A 14,716-nucleotide genomic window follows, 5' to 3' on the forward strand; every position below is an offset into this window, starting at 1 on the left:
TCTCTTAGAATTGGACTTTTATCGCTCGTACCGGGCATGCGTTGATGCAAAGCTGGCAGAAAACGCATTTTTCCTGGTCGAAGGCGAGTTTCCAGTCGGAACCCATTGTGAGAGCGCCGGGGCGGCAGACGCCGGTGCAGGAGCCGCAATCTACGCATCGCTCGCGGTCTACGATGATGTCTTTAATCGCTTCCTGGATGCCGACGTTTTGCTCTTTTAAAAAGGCAATGCCTTTTTGTATCTGATCGGGCGCACCCTCAAGGTCCATAACCAACATACCCTCGTTTTCATCGATTTGCGCACGGAGGATGTTCGGGATAAGATCATAGTCCTTTACCAGGTGGTACGTTAACGGTTTTTCTATGCTTTCCTCCGGGAAGTGAAGGACGATTTTTTTCTTTGCCATTTAAATCTCCTCCTCTGTAACGATCTCAAGAGGCTTCACCGACTGACCAAGCTTGAACGTTTCGACCGGCTGCTGGACGAAGAACTTTCCTTCCTTAACCCAGGTCTTCAACGTCTCGGCAATCTTTCTTGCCCTGGTGTAACTCGATATCGGGGCCGTTCGCACCTGCTTGCCGTTTATCTCTATCTTGCCGCTTCTCAGCTCGGCGTAACTTACCCGGCCGAAATTCGGTTTTGAGCGCTGCGGGACGCTGTAGTCCACTATCGTCGTGTAAATATCCTTATCGCTTATGCTGGCCTTCTCCACAATATCCTCGTCGAGGACGGGTATGGGCACGCCGACGCCGACAAACATGGTCGTACCATAGTTATGGAAGGTCGCGGCCCTTATGAAATCGGTATTCATTTGTTTTAGATTGCCGATCAGCGCCAGTGTGCCGGCCGGTGAGAGCGGGACACCGTTTTCGCCGCGCGCCTGCTGCGGATTAAACTGCGTGCCCTGCCAGGCGACATAGCCTTGCGTGCCGGCCAAAAATACCCTTGTGCCTATGCCGATCGTCCTATAGAACGGGTCGTTTATTAACGGGCTCAACTGGCTCGCGCTGCAGTATGTGGCATTGCCGAGGCGCGGGAGTAACGTCCCCATATAGGTATACAAAATGCGAGCCGACGAGTTTACGGCTACCGCGTAGTTCTGATAGGCGTTCCTCGGATTAAACAGGTATGCCTCGTTTATGACATCCTTGTTTATATAGGTTTCTATCTCTTTTCTTGGATAGCAGTCGGTGCCGTAGGATTTTGCCACCAGCTTCACTTTCTTGCCGGCGATCAAATCTTCTATGACGTGCGCGCCGCCGTAGGCCATACCTAAGACCTCGGAAAGCTCGGTCGCACCGATGTATGCATCGACCGCCGCCACACCCGCGTACGCCGGCACATCGTTAAGCCAAACTTTCGCCATTCTTATCGGTGGGTCGGAGTGGCCGAAGTTGATGAAAGCCCCAGTCGAGCACATGGGCCCAAACGTCCCCGTGGTTATGACATCTACCTTCCGGGCTGCTTTCGCAACGCCCTCGTCTTTGACGATGTCGATGATTTCTTCAGCGGTCACGACAACCGCTTCGCCGCGTCGAATCTTTTCGTTAATCTCTTCGTACGTTTTCTTGACGGCCATATAACCTCCCTTGCACCGCGCCCACCTTTTCGGCTGGGCTTTTATTTTTGTCTTACATAACAAAAAACCCCTCAATCCCATATGGGACGAGAGGAAATTTCCCGTGGTACCACCCAAATTCACCCGGCCCCTTCCGCGTCGAGGAAGTGTCTTCACTTATCAGGTGCCGGCTGCTCTTAATCCAGGTAACGGCTGGAACCGTCCGGTTCTACTCGGGCGCACGGTTGGCGCCGTTTCTTCCGGAAGCTCTGGGGCCATGTTCGGTCTTCTCGCCGCCCCGGCTTTCACCTTCTCCGGGTCGCTTTAGCGGTCAACCTCAGACCTACTCGTTCCCATTATCGCTATTATATCGCTTTAGCTACACCTAGACGCTGATAAGTGACAATCACCCCAAGTGCACTCGAGATTCTTCACAACGCTTCAGAATGACAGCTAAGCAAGTACCCATCATCACAATATAGTGGCTGTATCGCTATTAAACGCATTAGTGACATTGAATTTAAGCTAACACGGCGTTGTGTAGATTGTCAACAAAGCTATAAAGTCGACGATATATTTTAATTTTGAGAGCCGAACGGTCGCGAGAGCCGCAGAACTAGGGCTCGATCACATACTCATGCGTGATGTTCGGCCGGCCGGTCAGCGTCGCCCGTATTGAGCAGTATTTTTCTTCGGACAGTTTAATCGCCGATTCGAGCGCTTTTGCATCGATGTTTTCGCCCTTTACTTTATAGATGAGCTTAATATCGTTAAACGGCTTTGGAAACTCCTCCCCCTGGATTCCCTCGATCTCGACTGAAAAGCCGGTTACCTTTTGGCGTTTCTTTTTCATGATCGATATAACATCGATTCCCGTGCACCCGGCAAAGGCAATTAGAAACAACTCGGTCGGCTTGGGCCCAACGCCCTCCCCGCCTCCTTCAGGTAGGGAGTCCATCACTACGGGCATGTTGCGCTCGTTCACCCCGACAAACTGTTGGCCGTCTACCCACTTTACTTTCGCTTTCATGTTTTATACCGCTTTCCTTAAAAATAAATTTTTATGTGGCTTATATTGTGTGGCTTATAACTTCTAGAAAACTACTTTTGTTCATCCTACGACCTTTCTGCGTATGGCTACAAGCTTGTCAAAAAATATTTTCCTATAAACTACGAGTTCGGGACGATAATTGTCGATATTATGGGGCTTCCGCCCCACCTTGAAGCGTCGATTAAAAAGGCTGTTGAAGCCGGTCAAAAAGGCTTTATGCAGGAAGTTTAGATAAGAGTGAACTCTATTGGTCTGTCTCTGAGTGCTCCCGCCTCAGGTATAAGAACAGGATTAATAAAGCTGCGGGGATAAGTACCTCTGTGTAGATTAATTTAGAGCCGTTAGGGCTTTTCGCAAGGTCGTCTTTGCTTGTCGACGCGCCCGTTATGTCGGCTTGCTTACGTGCGGATTCGGACTCGATGCGCGCAATACCCTCTATGAAGCAGTTATAGACGTGCACGTAGGGTTGGCGATCAACGTTAACCCCCTGATAAATGCACGCAACCCGACCGTTTTTGATAATTCCCATAGAGTTGGGGTTGATACAGCAATAATTGCCCTCGTAATCCTTTGACAGCAGCATAAAAACTTCGGTTCCCACATCGGGGATGTCGGGCGTAGCATCGCACTCACCTCGCCTATGCTCGACCAGGATGGTCTTTGACTCGTAATCGCCGATAAGCACCTTCTGAATCGCAAACTTTCCGGTCACCCGCTGCCCCTGCTCAGAGCGCTGTGTAGCTTTAGCGATTACGATTAGCTGCGATTTAGTAATCATGTCCGCAGGAGAATAAAGAGCGAGCTTGGCATAAGCGGAAGATGGGCTCAGCAATACGAGCGATGCCACGATAACTACCAGTTTCAAAACAATACGCTGCATGACCGTACCTCCACGGATTTAATACGGTTGATATCCAGGCAAACCAAAGAGTTGCGCTTATCGTGCAAACAAGGGCTATACTATCATCCCCATATAGTACTATATCATAACACTACCGCAATCATAAATATCAATCTTTCAGTTAATTATGTAAGGTTTAGTAACATAGACATAGCCATCGCCGGTAAGATCGCAGAAGGGCTTTGGTGGGGGAGGTCTTTAGTTGTTTACCGTTTCTCAAGCGGGGCGTAATTAAGAAGCAGGGTTTTTTCACCCTCGGCAGCGAACAGAACCGTTACCTGGTCGGCACCCTTAACGGCCGTTATGCGGCCCTCTCCGAATTTTTTATGAAAGACGTTATCCCCGATATTGAAAGCGCCGATTTCAGACGGCGGTTTGGCTTTTACATCAACCTGCTCGGCGCTCTCGAGGAGATCCGCAGGGATCTCGTGCAAGAAGCGCGACGGGGAGTTGTAGTTTACCCCGCCCCAAAGATTTCGCGACCAGGCGTTACATAAGTAGAGCTTCTGCATGGCCCGGGTGATACCGACGTAGAAAAGACGGCGCTCCTCTTCAAGCTCGGCGGTCTCAGTCATCGACCGGATGTGGGGGAAAATGCCGTCTTCCATACCGACGATAAAGACGATATTAAACTCGAGGCCCTTAGCATTGTGCACCGTCATCAGGGTCACCGCGTTATTGTCGTCATCGTAGCTATCGATATCCGCGATCAGGGCTATCTCTTCTAGAAACTCGTCGAGCGTACAGGAGGCGCGGCTCTCCTCGAACTCTTTGATAACGCCGATAAACTCACGGACGTTCTCCGCCCTGCCTTCTGCCTCCACCGTCCCTAAAGCATCATACATTGCAAGGTAGCCGGTCGCATCCAGCAATGCCTTAGTAAGGTTCTCCAGGGTCTCTTTCTCCTTAACCCGCTGTAGCTCGTCGAGTAAGACCAGGAACTTTTTGATATTCTTAACCGCTGCGGTCGAGAGCTGGTTTATATCGTCGACGTTGTTGAGCGCCTGGGAAAAACTGATGTTGTGCTTGAGCGAGTAAGCGTCAACTTTCTGGATTGTCGTGTTGCCGAGTCCACGTCGCGGGACGTTGATAATCCTCTTTAAGCTGACCGTATCCTGCGGATTCGAAAGCACGCGCAGGTAAGCCAGGACATCCTTGATCTCGGCGCGCTCGTAGAACTTCAAGCCCCCGATAATCCTATAGGGTACGCCGTAGCGCAGGAAAATCTCCTCAAGAACGCGTGATTGTGCGTTCGTGCGATAAAACACGGAGAATTCTTTATACTGCCTGCCTTTCTTTACCATCTGCTCGATTTCGCCGGCGACAAAGGTCGCCTCCTCGTGTTCGTTTTCGCCCTGGTAACGGACGATGGGGTCTCCCTTGCCATTTTCGGTCCAGAGCGCCTTCGGCTTGCGCGAGCGGTTGTTCTGCATGACATAATTAGCCGCGTTAAGGATCGTCTTTGTCGAGCGATAGTTTTGCTCGAGCTTGATAACGCGGCAATCCGGGTAGTCGCGCTCAAACTCGAGGATATTTCGTATATCCGCCCCGCGGAACCTATAGATCGACTGGTCCGCGTCTCCGACGACGCAAAGGTTGCGGTGCTTGCCGGCCAGCGTTCTTATCAGCTCATACTGGGCAGGGTTGGTATCCTGATACTCGTCGACCAGGATATATTTGAACTTCTCCTGGTAGGCATCGAGAACCGACGGGAAGAGCTGGAACAGGTTTACCGTCACCATGATGAGATCATCAAAATCCAACGCGTTGCTCTTGTAGATGCGATCCTGGTACAGCTTGTAGACATCGGCGACCACCCGCTCGGCGTATGTTTGCGCGCGCGCGCGAAAGGTTTCGGCATCCATCAATTCATTCTTGGCGCTTGAAATGGCGGCGGCGACTTTATTCGATGGGTAGCGCTTGTTATCGATGTTTAAATCCCTCATGCAGTAAGTTATAAGCCTGCCCGAATCGTTGCTGTCGTAGATGACGAAGTTCTTGCTGTACCCAAGGCGCTCCGCCTCCTGTCGCAGCACCCTCGCGCATGTCGAGTGGAATGTGCTTATCCACATCGCCCGGCTCACCCTCCCCACGAGCGCGGCGATGCGCTCCTTCATCTCGTTAGCCGCCTTGTTTGTAAAGGTAATGGCCAGGATATCGAAAGGACTTATATCCTTTTCTTTTATAAGGTAGGCGATCCTGTATGTAAGCACCCTTGTCTTACCGCTTCCCGCCCCCGCAAGGATGAGAACCGGCCCGTCTTTATGTGTTACCGCTTCTTGTTGAACTTGATTTAAGTTATCCAGCATTTGCTTTCCTCTTATCGCGATTTTCGGACTTACCCGTGATGCGCACAAAGAACATTTTACTATTTCTTGGGACATTAGGCAGCAGATGGTTTTGTATATTCCTCATAGGTGATGAATCTTTTACGCGTCGGCGTTATTGCGGTTGTCGTTTGGAATTAAAGCCATGAAAAGCACAAGCGCAATAAGTGAGACGGCGCTGCCGAAGAAAAACGGTGCGCTTGGGCTGATCTTATCCCACAAAAATCCTGCTATTAGACTTGCAGGAAGCAGTGCAATCCCTAACACTAAACTAAGAAAGCCGTATGCCGTGCCTCGCAAATTCTCCGGGACAAGATCGGCGGTAAAGGCTTTAAAGATACCCTCGGTAAAAGCATAATACAGACCATAGGCTGCAAATAGAAGCCAGATGGTAAATGGACTTTTTACCAGAGCAAAACCAAGGTAAACGATGGCAAATATCAAGTAGCCGGCGATGATTACGACTTTTCTCCCGATTCTATCTGAGAGGGCGCCGATAGGCGTGGAAGCAAGCGCGTAAACCGTATTAAAAACGAAATAAACAAGGGGGATTAAGCCAACCGCGACACCCACATTGTTTGCTCTTAAAATGAGAAAAGCGTCGCTTGAGTTGCCAACGGTAAAGATTAAAACTATAAGTAGAAACAGCTTAAACTGCCTGTTAAAGGGCTTAAGACTTAGCCTTAGATTTTCAACTTTTGCAGCTCTTACTTTTTCTTTAACAAAAAGAGCAAGAACAACAACACCGATAACGGCCGGGATAATGGCAAAGCTGAAATACAACCTGAAGTTATTATGTAACAGGGGCAAAGCGGCAAAGGCGATCAGGGGTCCAAAGGCGGCGCCCAGCGTATCCATCCCTCTATGAAAGCCAAACGCCTTGCCGTAATCCTCGCTGCTGGTTGAATCTGCTATCAAAGCATCCCTCGGTGATGTTCTGACGCCTTTCCCGAAGCGGTCGACGAACCGGGCAATTAACACCTGCCACCACACAAAAGAAAGGGCAAGTAACGGTTTTGCAATTGCGGCAAGGCCGTAGCCAAGTACGGTTAACCTTTTGCGTCTTTGGGTGCGGTCGGATAGCCAACCGGAAATAACTTTAAGTAAACTTGCCGTGGACTCGGCAATACCCTCAACTAAACCGACGATTGCAACCGGGGCACCTAGTACCGTGGTGAGAAATATCGGAATGAGCGGATACACCATCTCCGTGGAAATATCCGTAAAAAAACTGGTTAAGCCAACGAAGAAAACGTTCCTTGAAAAGCCCAAGATTTTTTTATTTTGCTGCTTCATTTACGCCTCTTTCGTTATCTATTTTAGCTGAAAGCGCCTTTAATTCCAGGTCGATTTTTTCAACCTTTTCCTTGTAAGCCTCAAGCTCAAGCTTTCTTCTTTGGATTTCGCTCTCATTTTTCTGCCGGTATTCAAGCCCTCTTACAACGGCCGATTCGACGCTACTTACCATCTCGGATACCCGGCTATTCAGCATACCCTTTAATGAAAGCAGGCTCTCATCTAGTCTCTCATAAAGATCGCCCCGGACTCGGCCGCAATGCATGCCGAAAAGATCCGTCAGTTTCTGTTTTGAATCTGTATAGATCATCTTTGCGGCAAACACTTTTGGAAGCATGCCTCGTACCGGCATGACGAGAAGATCAATACTGGTTGTCTCTTCGTCAAGGAGGTAATAGAAACGCTTGCTATCAATAAGCATAACGGTATCGACGATTTGTGAAAGGGAGAGCCCGAATATTTCTGATGCCGTGCTCGCAATCTCTTGAGCGATTTTGTTCGTCTCTTCAATGAGGCGCTCGGCGACCGCCTGAAAACCGCTCGACATCTTTTTCTCTTGTTCGCTTCGCCAGCGGGTAAAGATTGAAAGAATGATGCCTCTGACGGCCTCATCTAACTTCTCGGCGATTTCTCTTTTAGGTCCGGCTTTAACCTTTTGAAATTCAGATTCAAGCTCATTAATTGCTTCCGGTAGCCGTTCCTTATTTAAAGTCTCCACTTCCTCGTCGTATTGCTTAAGAAGCTCGCTGATTTGCCCCTTCATAAGGTAATGCGCATCCAGGCGCTTTCGCTCGATTTGCTCAACGTATTTCTTGAAATCCCCCAGTTGCTTTTCGACAATCTCGATAGGAGCCTCAAGGGTTTTAAGCTCAAGCTCGATATGCCGCAGTATGTTGTTCGTAGCCTGTAAGCCACGATTCACTGCAACAGTTAATATGAGCATGCCCTTCTCTTTAAGTAAAAATTCCGAAAGTTCACGCTCAAACTCAGGCAAATTGCTTTTAAGAAGCATCTCTTGGTTACCGTTCTGTCTGGCCTGAAGGGCCAGCCTGGCAGAAAGCGGGATCAAAGTTACGCTGTTGCCTAATGCTTGTTCTAAAACCTTTCTATTAAATGCGAGGGATTCTTCCCTCTCACCATCCGACAGATAATCAATCTTATTTTGGATAAAAAAGAGTTTTTCTATGTATTCCTTGACATCGGCAAGAAACGCTATCTCGGTCTTGCTTATGGGTGGGTCGGAAGAGACAAGAAATATAACCGCATCCGCTTCAGGAAGATAGTCGTAAGAGACCTCGGTGTTATGTTCGTAGATCGAACCGACACCGGGGGTGTCGACTAATATGACGCCCTCCTGTAAGTACTTGGACGGATACCTGACAATAACTTTCTTGGCACCTTTCTCGTTGCTGGGATTCTTACGCTCCGTCACATAATCGTCAAGCACTTCAAGAGATATGGTCTTTCTCTTGCCGTCTTCAAAAATGACCTCTGCTGAAGGGATATCCCCGTAGACCAGTTCGGTTATAATTGAGGTAAGCGGGACTACAGCCATCGGCAATACGGATTCGCCAAGTAAAGCATTGATAAACGAAGTTTTACCTCGTTTGAATTCACCCATAACTACAAGGTTAAACTTGTTATCAGTAAGCTTTTCAATCGCATATTCGAGCATATTGTTATTTCCAAGCGACTCATCATGATTCAAGTTTGCTTTAAGCTTACCTAAAGCCATAAGTGTCTCTGTTTTCGCTTCTGCGTAATTGATCAACAATTAAATCACCTCATAAAAATAATAGCCCCTACGCAAACTCGTAGGAGCTATTAGCATTAAAGCGATTTATGCGAGCCCCATCGCGATCGTATTCGTTTTGAGAGATTAGTATAAGCGATAGCTTGAAATATCGTCAATCCAATACTGATGCAATTATATCCGAAAACCAATGCTTATGCTATTAATCCGAACGGTGCTTTGATTATGATGTTTACCACTTTTAGCAGCTTATTTAACTATAAGAACACTGCTTTTTGAGTGATCTGCAACCTTGTCCGAAGTGCTTCCCAGTAAGAAACGATCCGCCAGCGTATGCCCTTTATGCGCAAGGATTATTAAATCGAAGTTCCTTTCTTCCGCAAACCGGATGATCACGTCAGCGGGATGTCCATAGGCGACTTTAGTCTTAAGCTCAACGCCTTTTTCCTTCGCTATTCTCTCTGCTTCGTCTTCTATAGCCTTAAAATAATTTTCCCTTTCGATACGGGCCTCTTCTACTTCGCCAATGATTGCAGCATAAGCCGGTAGCGGCCCCTCAACAGAGAGCGACCAAAGCTCGGCGCCAAATATTTGCGCCAACTCAATTCCTTTCTCAAGGGCTCTTATTGCGCCTTCAGAGCCATCATTAGCAACCAATATCTTCTTAAACATAACCTACCTCCCGATAAGTAAAACTCTCCCGCGTTTTTATAATAATAACGTCAAGACTCATTACTCTTCAAAACCGATCTTCGGCGAGAAGAAACGCTGCGCAATAATTGTCGGAATAATAGCACTGGCAATAACAACGGCTACCAGTATCGAAAATTGCGCTTTATTAATGATACCTGCATTCAGCCCATAAATAGAAGAGATAGTGCCAAAAGTTAGCCCTGTACTCATTAAAAGCGTTGTATAAGTAGCCGACTCAGGTATATATCGCCTAGAAACCGGCAGTACGCCTACAAACTTAGCGGCAATTTTTACTACAAAAAAGGCGGCCAAGAGAGATAAGTTAGCTATCAAAACGCTAATGGATATATTCATCCCGGCCTTTAGAAAGAAGAATGGAGTTAACAAAGCAAACCCAACAACACGCATTCTCTGCAACTGTAGCTTGTTTTTCTCATATAATTGGGACAGGACAAGTCCCAATATAAAGGCGGGCAGTACTGCGTGGCTTAAGCCAAGGTCGCCTAAATACATCAAGAGAAAGAGCACGAAAAACATGAGCTTTATTTCAGGCTCAATTACCCGTTCTCCATATCTCTTAAAAAACCACGGGCTGATCTTGGGTAAGATAATAATCAAAGCGATAGACACCAGCATGAAGACTATCGTAAAGGCATTAACCTGAACGAAAAGTATACTTAATGCCAGAACTGTAGCCAGGTCTGTTATAAAGGTCGCCGCCATTATGAGTTTTCCTATCTGTGTTCGATTTAAGCCCGTTTCCACAAGCACCGCATAAACTACCGCAAGAGATGTCGTAGAGAGCGCGATGCCTGCAATTTCTGACGCGCGTAAATCCCATCCGGCTATAAACCATGCAAATAAAAACGTGAGCACAAACGGGAAAAGAAAGCTTAAACCGCCTATTAGTGCGCTCTCTTTAAATTTAGCCCTTAAAAGTGGTATATCTACCTCAGCACCTGCTAGAAACGTTAAAACTACGCCTGCAAAGGTTCCCAGGAAACTAACCCAGGGCAATACCTTTATGCCAAGGTTCCCTGCAACGACGCCCAAAAATATCTCTATTAGCGCAACCGATATCCCGACTTCGACCGAAATTATGCTTGCCAGCAACACCAAAAATCCCATAACAGCGGTTGTAAAAAGTTCGTTCATAAAACCTATGCGTCTCCTTTCAAAGCAAAAAAAAATAGGCCCCTACCCCTCAAGGCAGGAGCCATTAGCATCAAATGCAAGTTAGCGAGCTCCATCGCTGAATTATAATTCTAAAGAGGCGGTCGCTATTTGTCAACAAGATTAATGCAAGATTAACGATTGAGATTAGACCACACGCTTGCCGACAACTTCAGCTATAGCTTTAACTTCACCCACCAACTGCTTTAGCTGCTCGGGTGTCAGGGATTGCGCGCCGTCGCAGAGGGCTTTTTTGGGGTTTGGATGGACCTCGATCATCAGGCCGTCGGCGCCTGCGGCGACCGCTGCGCGGCTCATCGGGATGATGTAGTCGGCGCGACCCATCGCATGGCTTATATCCACGATAATCGGGTGCGGGCTAAGCTTTTTGACCACCGGCACGGCGGAGAGATCGAGTGTAAAGCGGGTCGAAGGTTCAAACGTTCTTATCCCGCGCTCGCATAGGATAACGTTGGGGTTACCCGCGGTTGTAATATATTCGGTTGCAAGAAGCCACTCATCAATCGTAGCCGACATTCCTCTTTTAAGGATAACCGGCGTCTTGCTCTCGGCGGTTAAGGCCCCGATTTTCTTTAAAAGCGCAAAGTTCGCCATGTTGCGCGTGCCAACCTGGATCATATCAGCATACCGCAGAACCAGTTCGACATGCTCGGTATCCATAACTTCGGTTACCGCTTTGAGCCCATATTGCTTTGTGGCTTCGGTGAGGTATTTTAGCCCTTTTTCCTCAAGGCCTTGAAAGCTGTATGGGGATGTCCTTGGCTTGAATGCTCCGCCCCGCATATATGTGAGGCCGAGTTCAGAAATCGTTTTTGCAACCTCCATCACCTGCTCGCGGCTTTCAACCGCGCACGGCCCGGAGATAATCGTCATATGTTTGCTTTCAATCATGCCTTTCACCTAATCCAAGCTTTTCATCGTGTGCAGAATGGTTTCGTAGATACCCCTGAGGTCGTCATCGTAGAGGGGACCGTTATTTGCCGTGGTAATCTTCTGGAATATATTCTCTTCCCGTCCGGGGTCGTAAAGAGGCAGGTCGCTCTGCGCCTTAAACACCCTGATCTTTAACGCAAGCTCGGCTCTCGTATTAAGTTTCCGGACGATCTCGCGGTCGATATCGTCGATCTGTTTGCGCAACTCTTCAATCTGGCGCATTGCGTCGTCACTCATGAATTTCCTCCAGTGCTATTCCCATTCTATTGTCGCCGGGGGCTTCGAACTAATATCGTACGCGACCCGATTTACATGGCGTACTTCGTTTATTATCCGATTGGATATCCGCTCTAAGATGTCGAATGGAATCCTCGCCCAATCGGCAGTCATCGCATCTTCGCTGGTAACAGCTCTGAGGATGATCGGATAGGCGTATGTGCGCTCGTCGCCCATAACACCCACGCTGCGGATGCTCGGAAGGACCGCAAACGACTGCCATATCTCCCGATAAAGGCCGGCCCGCTTTATCTCCTCTTCGAAGATCGCATCGGCATCTCGCAGGATATCCAATCGCTCGGGCGTAATCTCGCCTATAATGCGAACCGCGAGGCCGGGGCCCGGAAACGGGTGTCTCCACACGATCTCGTCGGGAAGGCCGAGTTCTTCGCCAACCGCGCGTACTTCATCCTTAAAGAGGGCGCGAAGCGGCTCCACCAGCTTAAGCTCCATATCCTCAGGCAGGCCGCCGACATTGTGGTGTGTCTTTATCTTTGCGGCATCCCTTGTGCCGCTCTCTATAACGTCCGGGTAAAGTGTGCCCTGAACCAGGAATTTGGCGTCGTGAAATTTGACCGCCTCATCCTCAAATACCCTGATAAACTCCTCGCCGATAATCTTGCGCTTGCGCTCGGGATCGGTCACGCCTTTTAGCTTATCCAGGAACCTGTTCTGCGCCTTAACGTGTATCAGGTTTATACGGAAGTGCCTCCTAAAGGCCTCTTCAACCTTTTCGGCCTCGCCTTTTCGAAGCAGGCCGTGGTCGACAAAAATGCATATCAGGTTATCGCCGATCGCCTTGTGAACCAGGATTGCGGCAACCGACGAGTCGACGCCGCCGCTTAAGCCGCAGACGACTTTGTTGTCGCCGACCTGCTCCCTGATCTTTGTAACCGATTCCTCGATGATCGAGACCATCGTCCAGTTCGGCATGCATCCGCAGGCATCGTAGAGGAAGTTCTTAAGGATCTCCATGCCGTAGGCGGTATGAACTACCTCCGGGTGAAACTGCACGCCGTAGAATCCTTTTTGAGGATTTTCCATAGCGGCTACCGGAACGCCGTCGGTATGGGCCGAGACCTTAAATCCTTCAGGGACCGACCGCACCGCATCCTGATGGCTCATCCATACAACCTGATCAAGCGGAACATCTTTAAACAAACCGTTGCCTGTATCAACAACCAGGTCCGTTTTTCCGTATTCCCTGTTGCCGGTACGCGCTACTTCACCGCCCAGCGTGTGGGCCATAAGCTGCATGCCGTAGCATATGCCGAGAATGGGCACGCCGAGTTCAAAAAACGCGGGATTGGCCGCCGGCGCGTTATCAGCGTAGACGCTTGCCGGGCCACCCGAAAATATCAATCCGCTCGGATTCTTGGCCTTAAGTTTTTCAATTGAAATATCATGGGGCACGATCTCCGAGTAAACTTTACACTCGCGTACGCGTCGCGCGATAAGCTGAGCGTACTGCGCTCCGTAATCAACGACTAGAACCGTCTGAAATTCGTTTTTCACTACCTTAGCGGCGGACAATTGTTTTCTCCTACCCCATTCCTACACGCTGGGCCTGTTGGAGAACCTTGCCTTCGGTTTGAAGAGATGGTGCAACCATGACCTCGGCTTTTTGGAATTCTTTGATGTTCTGGTAGCCCGTTGTGGCCATGGATGTCCTGAGGGCGCCAAACAGGTTAAGCGTACCGTCGTTCTCACGCGCCGGGCCGAGCAAGAGTTCTTCTAGCGTGCATCTTTGACCGGCGTAAACACGGGTTCCCCTCGGAAGGGTCGGATGGAATGTCGCCATGCCCCAGTGATGTCCGCGCCCGGGAGCTTCTTTTGTTCCGGCAATCGGGGAGCCGATCATAACCGAGTCCGCGCCGCACGCAATCGCCTTAGCGATATCACCGCCCGTACGCATACCACCGTCTGCGATAACATGACAGTAACGACCGCTTTCCTCCAGATACGTCATCCTGGCGGCCGCGGCGTCGGCTATTGCAGTCGCCTGCGGGACGCCAATGCCAAGTACCCGCCGCGTGGTGCATGCGGCACCCGGGCCAACGCCGACCAGAACGCCGACCGCACCGGTCCTCATAAGATGAAGAGCCGTCGAGTATGATGCGCATCCGCCGACGATAACCGGTATCTCAAGCTCGTTTATAAACTTCTTGAGATTCAGAGGCTCAACCTGTGTGCTTACATGCTCGGCGCTTACAACCGTACCCTGGATGATAAGAAAATCAAGCCCGGCTTCAAGCGCGATTTTATAGTATGTATCAACTTTCTGGGGAGTAAACGAGGCGGCGGCCAAAACCCCGCCGGCCTTGATCTCCTTGATGCGCTGTGCGATAAGCTCCTCTTTAACCGGCTCTTTATTATATATCTCCTGAAGACCGCGTGTCGCTTCCTCCTTAGATAAACTGGCTATTTTATCAAGAATAGGACCGGTATCCGCATAACGGGTATAGATACCTTCGAGGTTAAGCACCGCAAGACCGCCAAACTTGCCAAGCTCTATCGCAAGCTTGGGATCAACAACACCATCCATAGCCGACGCCATAAGCGGCAGCTCAAAACGGTGTCCGGCAATCTCCCAGCTTATGTCGATATCTTCGGGGTCGCGGGTCCTTCTGCTGGGAACAATTGCGATATCATCGAAACCGTACGCCCTTCTTCCCCTTTTTCCTCGTCCTATCTCTATTTCCATATGTCCTCCTATAATAAATGGTTACGTATT

12 protein-coding genes, 1 pseudogene, 1 riboswitch and 1 other annotated feature are annotated in these 14,716 nt (G+C 49.2%); all 13 genes and pseudogenes read right to left on the minus strand.

Translation table 11 applies throughout. The features are described from left to right. Positions 1-4: 4 nt before the first annotated feature. Positions 5-406, minus strand: coding sequence for an NIL domain-containing protein (locus COY37_RS06235; RefSeq protein WP_286679361.1), 402 nt, complete (start codon positions 404-406; stop codon positions 5-7). Further along, positions 407-1,579 (minus strand): homocysteine biosynthesis protein, encoded by a 1,173-nt coding sequence (locus COY37_RS06240; protein WP_286679362.1) that lies wholly within the window; start codon positions 1,577-1,579, stop codon positions 407-409. It abuts the gene before it with no gap. 79 nt (positions 1,580-1,658) lie between these two features. Beyond that, positions 1,659-1,927: a binding site (T-box leader), on the minus strand. 247 nt (positions 1,928-2,174) lie between these two features. Beyond that, complete coding sequence (locus tag COY37_RS06245; RefSeq protein ID WP_286679363.1) at positions 2,175-2,588, minus strand: OsmC family protein; 414 nt, start codon at positions 2,586-2,588, stop codon at positions 2,175-2,177. A gap of 265 nt (positions 2,589-2,853) precedes the next feature. Continuing rightward, positions 2,854-3,489 (minus strand): hypothetical protein, encoded by a 636-nt coding sequence (locus tag COY37_RS06250; RefSeq protein ID WP_286679364.1) that lies wholly within the window; start codon positions 3,487-3,489, stop codon positions 2,854-2,856. 227 nt (positions 3,490-3,716) lie between these two features. Further along, positions 3,717-5,819, minus strand: a complete 2,103-nt coding sequence (gene pcrA / locus COY37_RS06255; RefSeq protein ID WP_286679365.1) for a DNA helicase PcrA — start codon at positions 5,817-5,819, stop codon at positions 3,717-3,719. Between the two features lie 120 nt (positions 5,820-5,939). After that, entirely contained in the window at positions 5,940-7,133 is a 1,194-nt protein-coding gene (locus tag COY37_RS06260; protein WP_286679366.1) for an MFS transporter, read from the minus strand. Continuing rightward, on the minus strand, positions 7,117-8,907 hold the full coding sequence (locus tag COY37_RS06265) for a dynamin family protein (RefSeq protein WP_286976794.1): 1,791 nt from the start codon (positions 8,905-8,907) through the stop codon (positions 7,117-7,119). Before COY37_RS06265 ends, COY37_RS06260 begins: the two co-directional genes overlap by 17 nt. A 34-nt stretch (positions 8,908-8,941) precedes the next feature. Then, a riboswitch (Fluoride riboswitch) is annotated at positions 8,942-9,001 on the minus strand. A gap of 134 nt (positions 9,002-9,135) precedes the next feature. Beyond that, on the minus strand, positions 9,136-9,558 hold the full coding sequence (locus tag COY37_RS06270; protein ID WP_286679368.1) for a universal stress protein: 423 nt from the start codon (positions 9,556-9,558) through the stop codon (positions 9,136-9,138). 60 nt (positions 9,559-9,618) lie between these two features. Further along, positions 9,619-10,734: a cation:proton antiporter gene (locus COY37_RS06275; protein ID WP_353682483.1), complete on the minus strand. Its 1,116-nt coding sequence runs from the start codon at positions 10,732-10,734 to the stop codon at positions 9,619-9,621. A 165-nt stretch (positions 10,735-10,899) separates the two neighbouring features. Beyond that, a pseudogene (gene aroF, locus COY37_RS06280) lies at positions 10,900-11,661 on the minus strand (3-deoxy-7-phosphoheptulonate synthase); the annotation flags it as partial. 12 nt (positions 11,662-11,673) lie between these two features. Further along, on the minus strand, positions 11,674-11,943 hold the full coding sequence (locus COY37_RS06285; RefSeq protein WP_286679370.1) for a chorismate mutase: 270 nt from the start codon (positions 11,941-11,943) through the stop codon (positions 11,674-11,676). Positions 11,944-11,958: 15 nt separating this feature from the next. After that, positions 11,959-13,497, minus strand: coding sequence for a glutamine-hydrolyzing GMP synthase (guaA, locus tag COY37_RS06290; protein ID WP_286679371.1), 1,539 nt, complete (start codon positions 13,495-13,497; stop codon positions 11,959-11,961). Between the two features lie 28 nt (positions 13,498-13,525). Further along, positions 13,526-14,686 carry a GuaB3 family IMP dehydrogenase-related protein gene (locus COY37_RS06295; RefSeq protein ID WP_286679372.1) on the minus strand — a complete coding sequence of 387 codons (1,161 nt, stop codon included), beginning with the start codon at positions 14,684-14,686 and terminating at the stop codon, positions 13,526-13,528. Between the last annotated feature and the right edge of the window lie 30 nt (positions 14,687-14,716).

It is taken from the genome of Candidatus Aquicultor secundus (assembly GCF_002791875.1).
Classification (GTDB): Bacteria; Actinomycetota; Aquicultoria; order Aquicultorales; family Aquicultoraceae; genus Aquicultor_A; species Aquicultor_A secundus.

Coding starts and splice junctions, on each gene's coding strand:
- COY37_RS06235 (WP_286679361.1), bottom strand. CDS start 406: ATGGCAAAGAAAAAAATCGTCCTTCACTTCCCGGAGGAAAGCATAGAA.
- COY37_RS06240 (WP_286679362.1), bottom strand. CDS start 1,579: ATGGCCGTCAAGAAAACGTACGAAGAGATTAACGAAAAGATTCGACGC.
- COY37_RS06245 (WP_286679363.1), bottom strand. CDS start 2,588: ATGAAAGCGAAAGTAAAGTGGGTAGACGGCCAACAGTTTGTCGGGGTG.
- COY37_RS06250 (WP_286679364.1), bottom strand. CDS start 3,489: ATGCAGCGTATTGTTTTGAAACTGGTAGTTATCGTGGCATCGCTCGTA.
- pcrA (WP_286679365.1), bottom strand. CDS start 5,819: ATGCTGGATAACTTAAATCAAGTTCAACAAGAAGCGGTAACACATAAA.
- COY37_RS06260 (WP_286679366.1), bottom strand. CDS start 7,133: ATGAAGCAGCAAAATAAAAAAATCTTGGGCTTTTCAAGGAACGTTTTC.
- COY37_RS06270 (WP_286679368.1), bottom strand. CDS start 9,558: ATGTTTAAGAAGATATTGGTTGCTAATGATGGCTCTGAAGGCGCAATA.
- COY37_RS06275 (WP_353682483.1), bottom strand. CDS start 10,734: ATGAACGAACTTTTTACAACCGCTGTTATGGGATTTTTGGTGTTGCTG.
- COY37_RS06285 (WP_286679370.1), bottom strand. CDS start 11,943: ATGAGTGACGACGCAATGCGCCAGATTGAAGAGTTGCGCAAACAGATC.
- COY37_RS06295 (WP_286679372.1), bottom strand. CDS start 14,686: ATGGAAATAGAGATAGGACGAGGAAAAAGGGGAAGAAGGGCGTACGGT.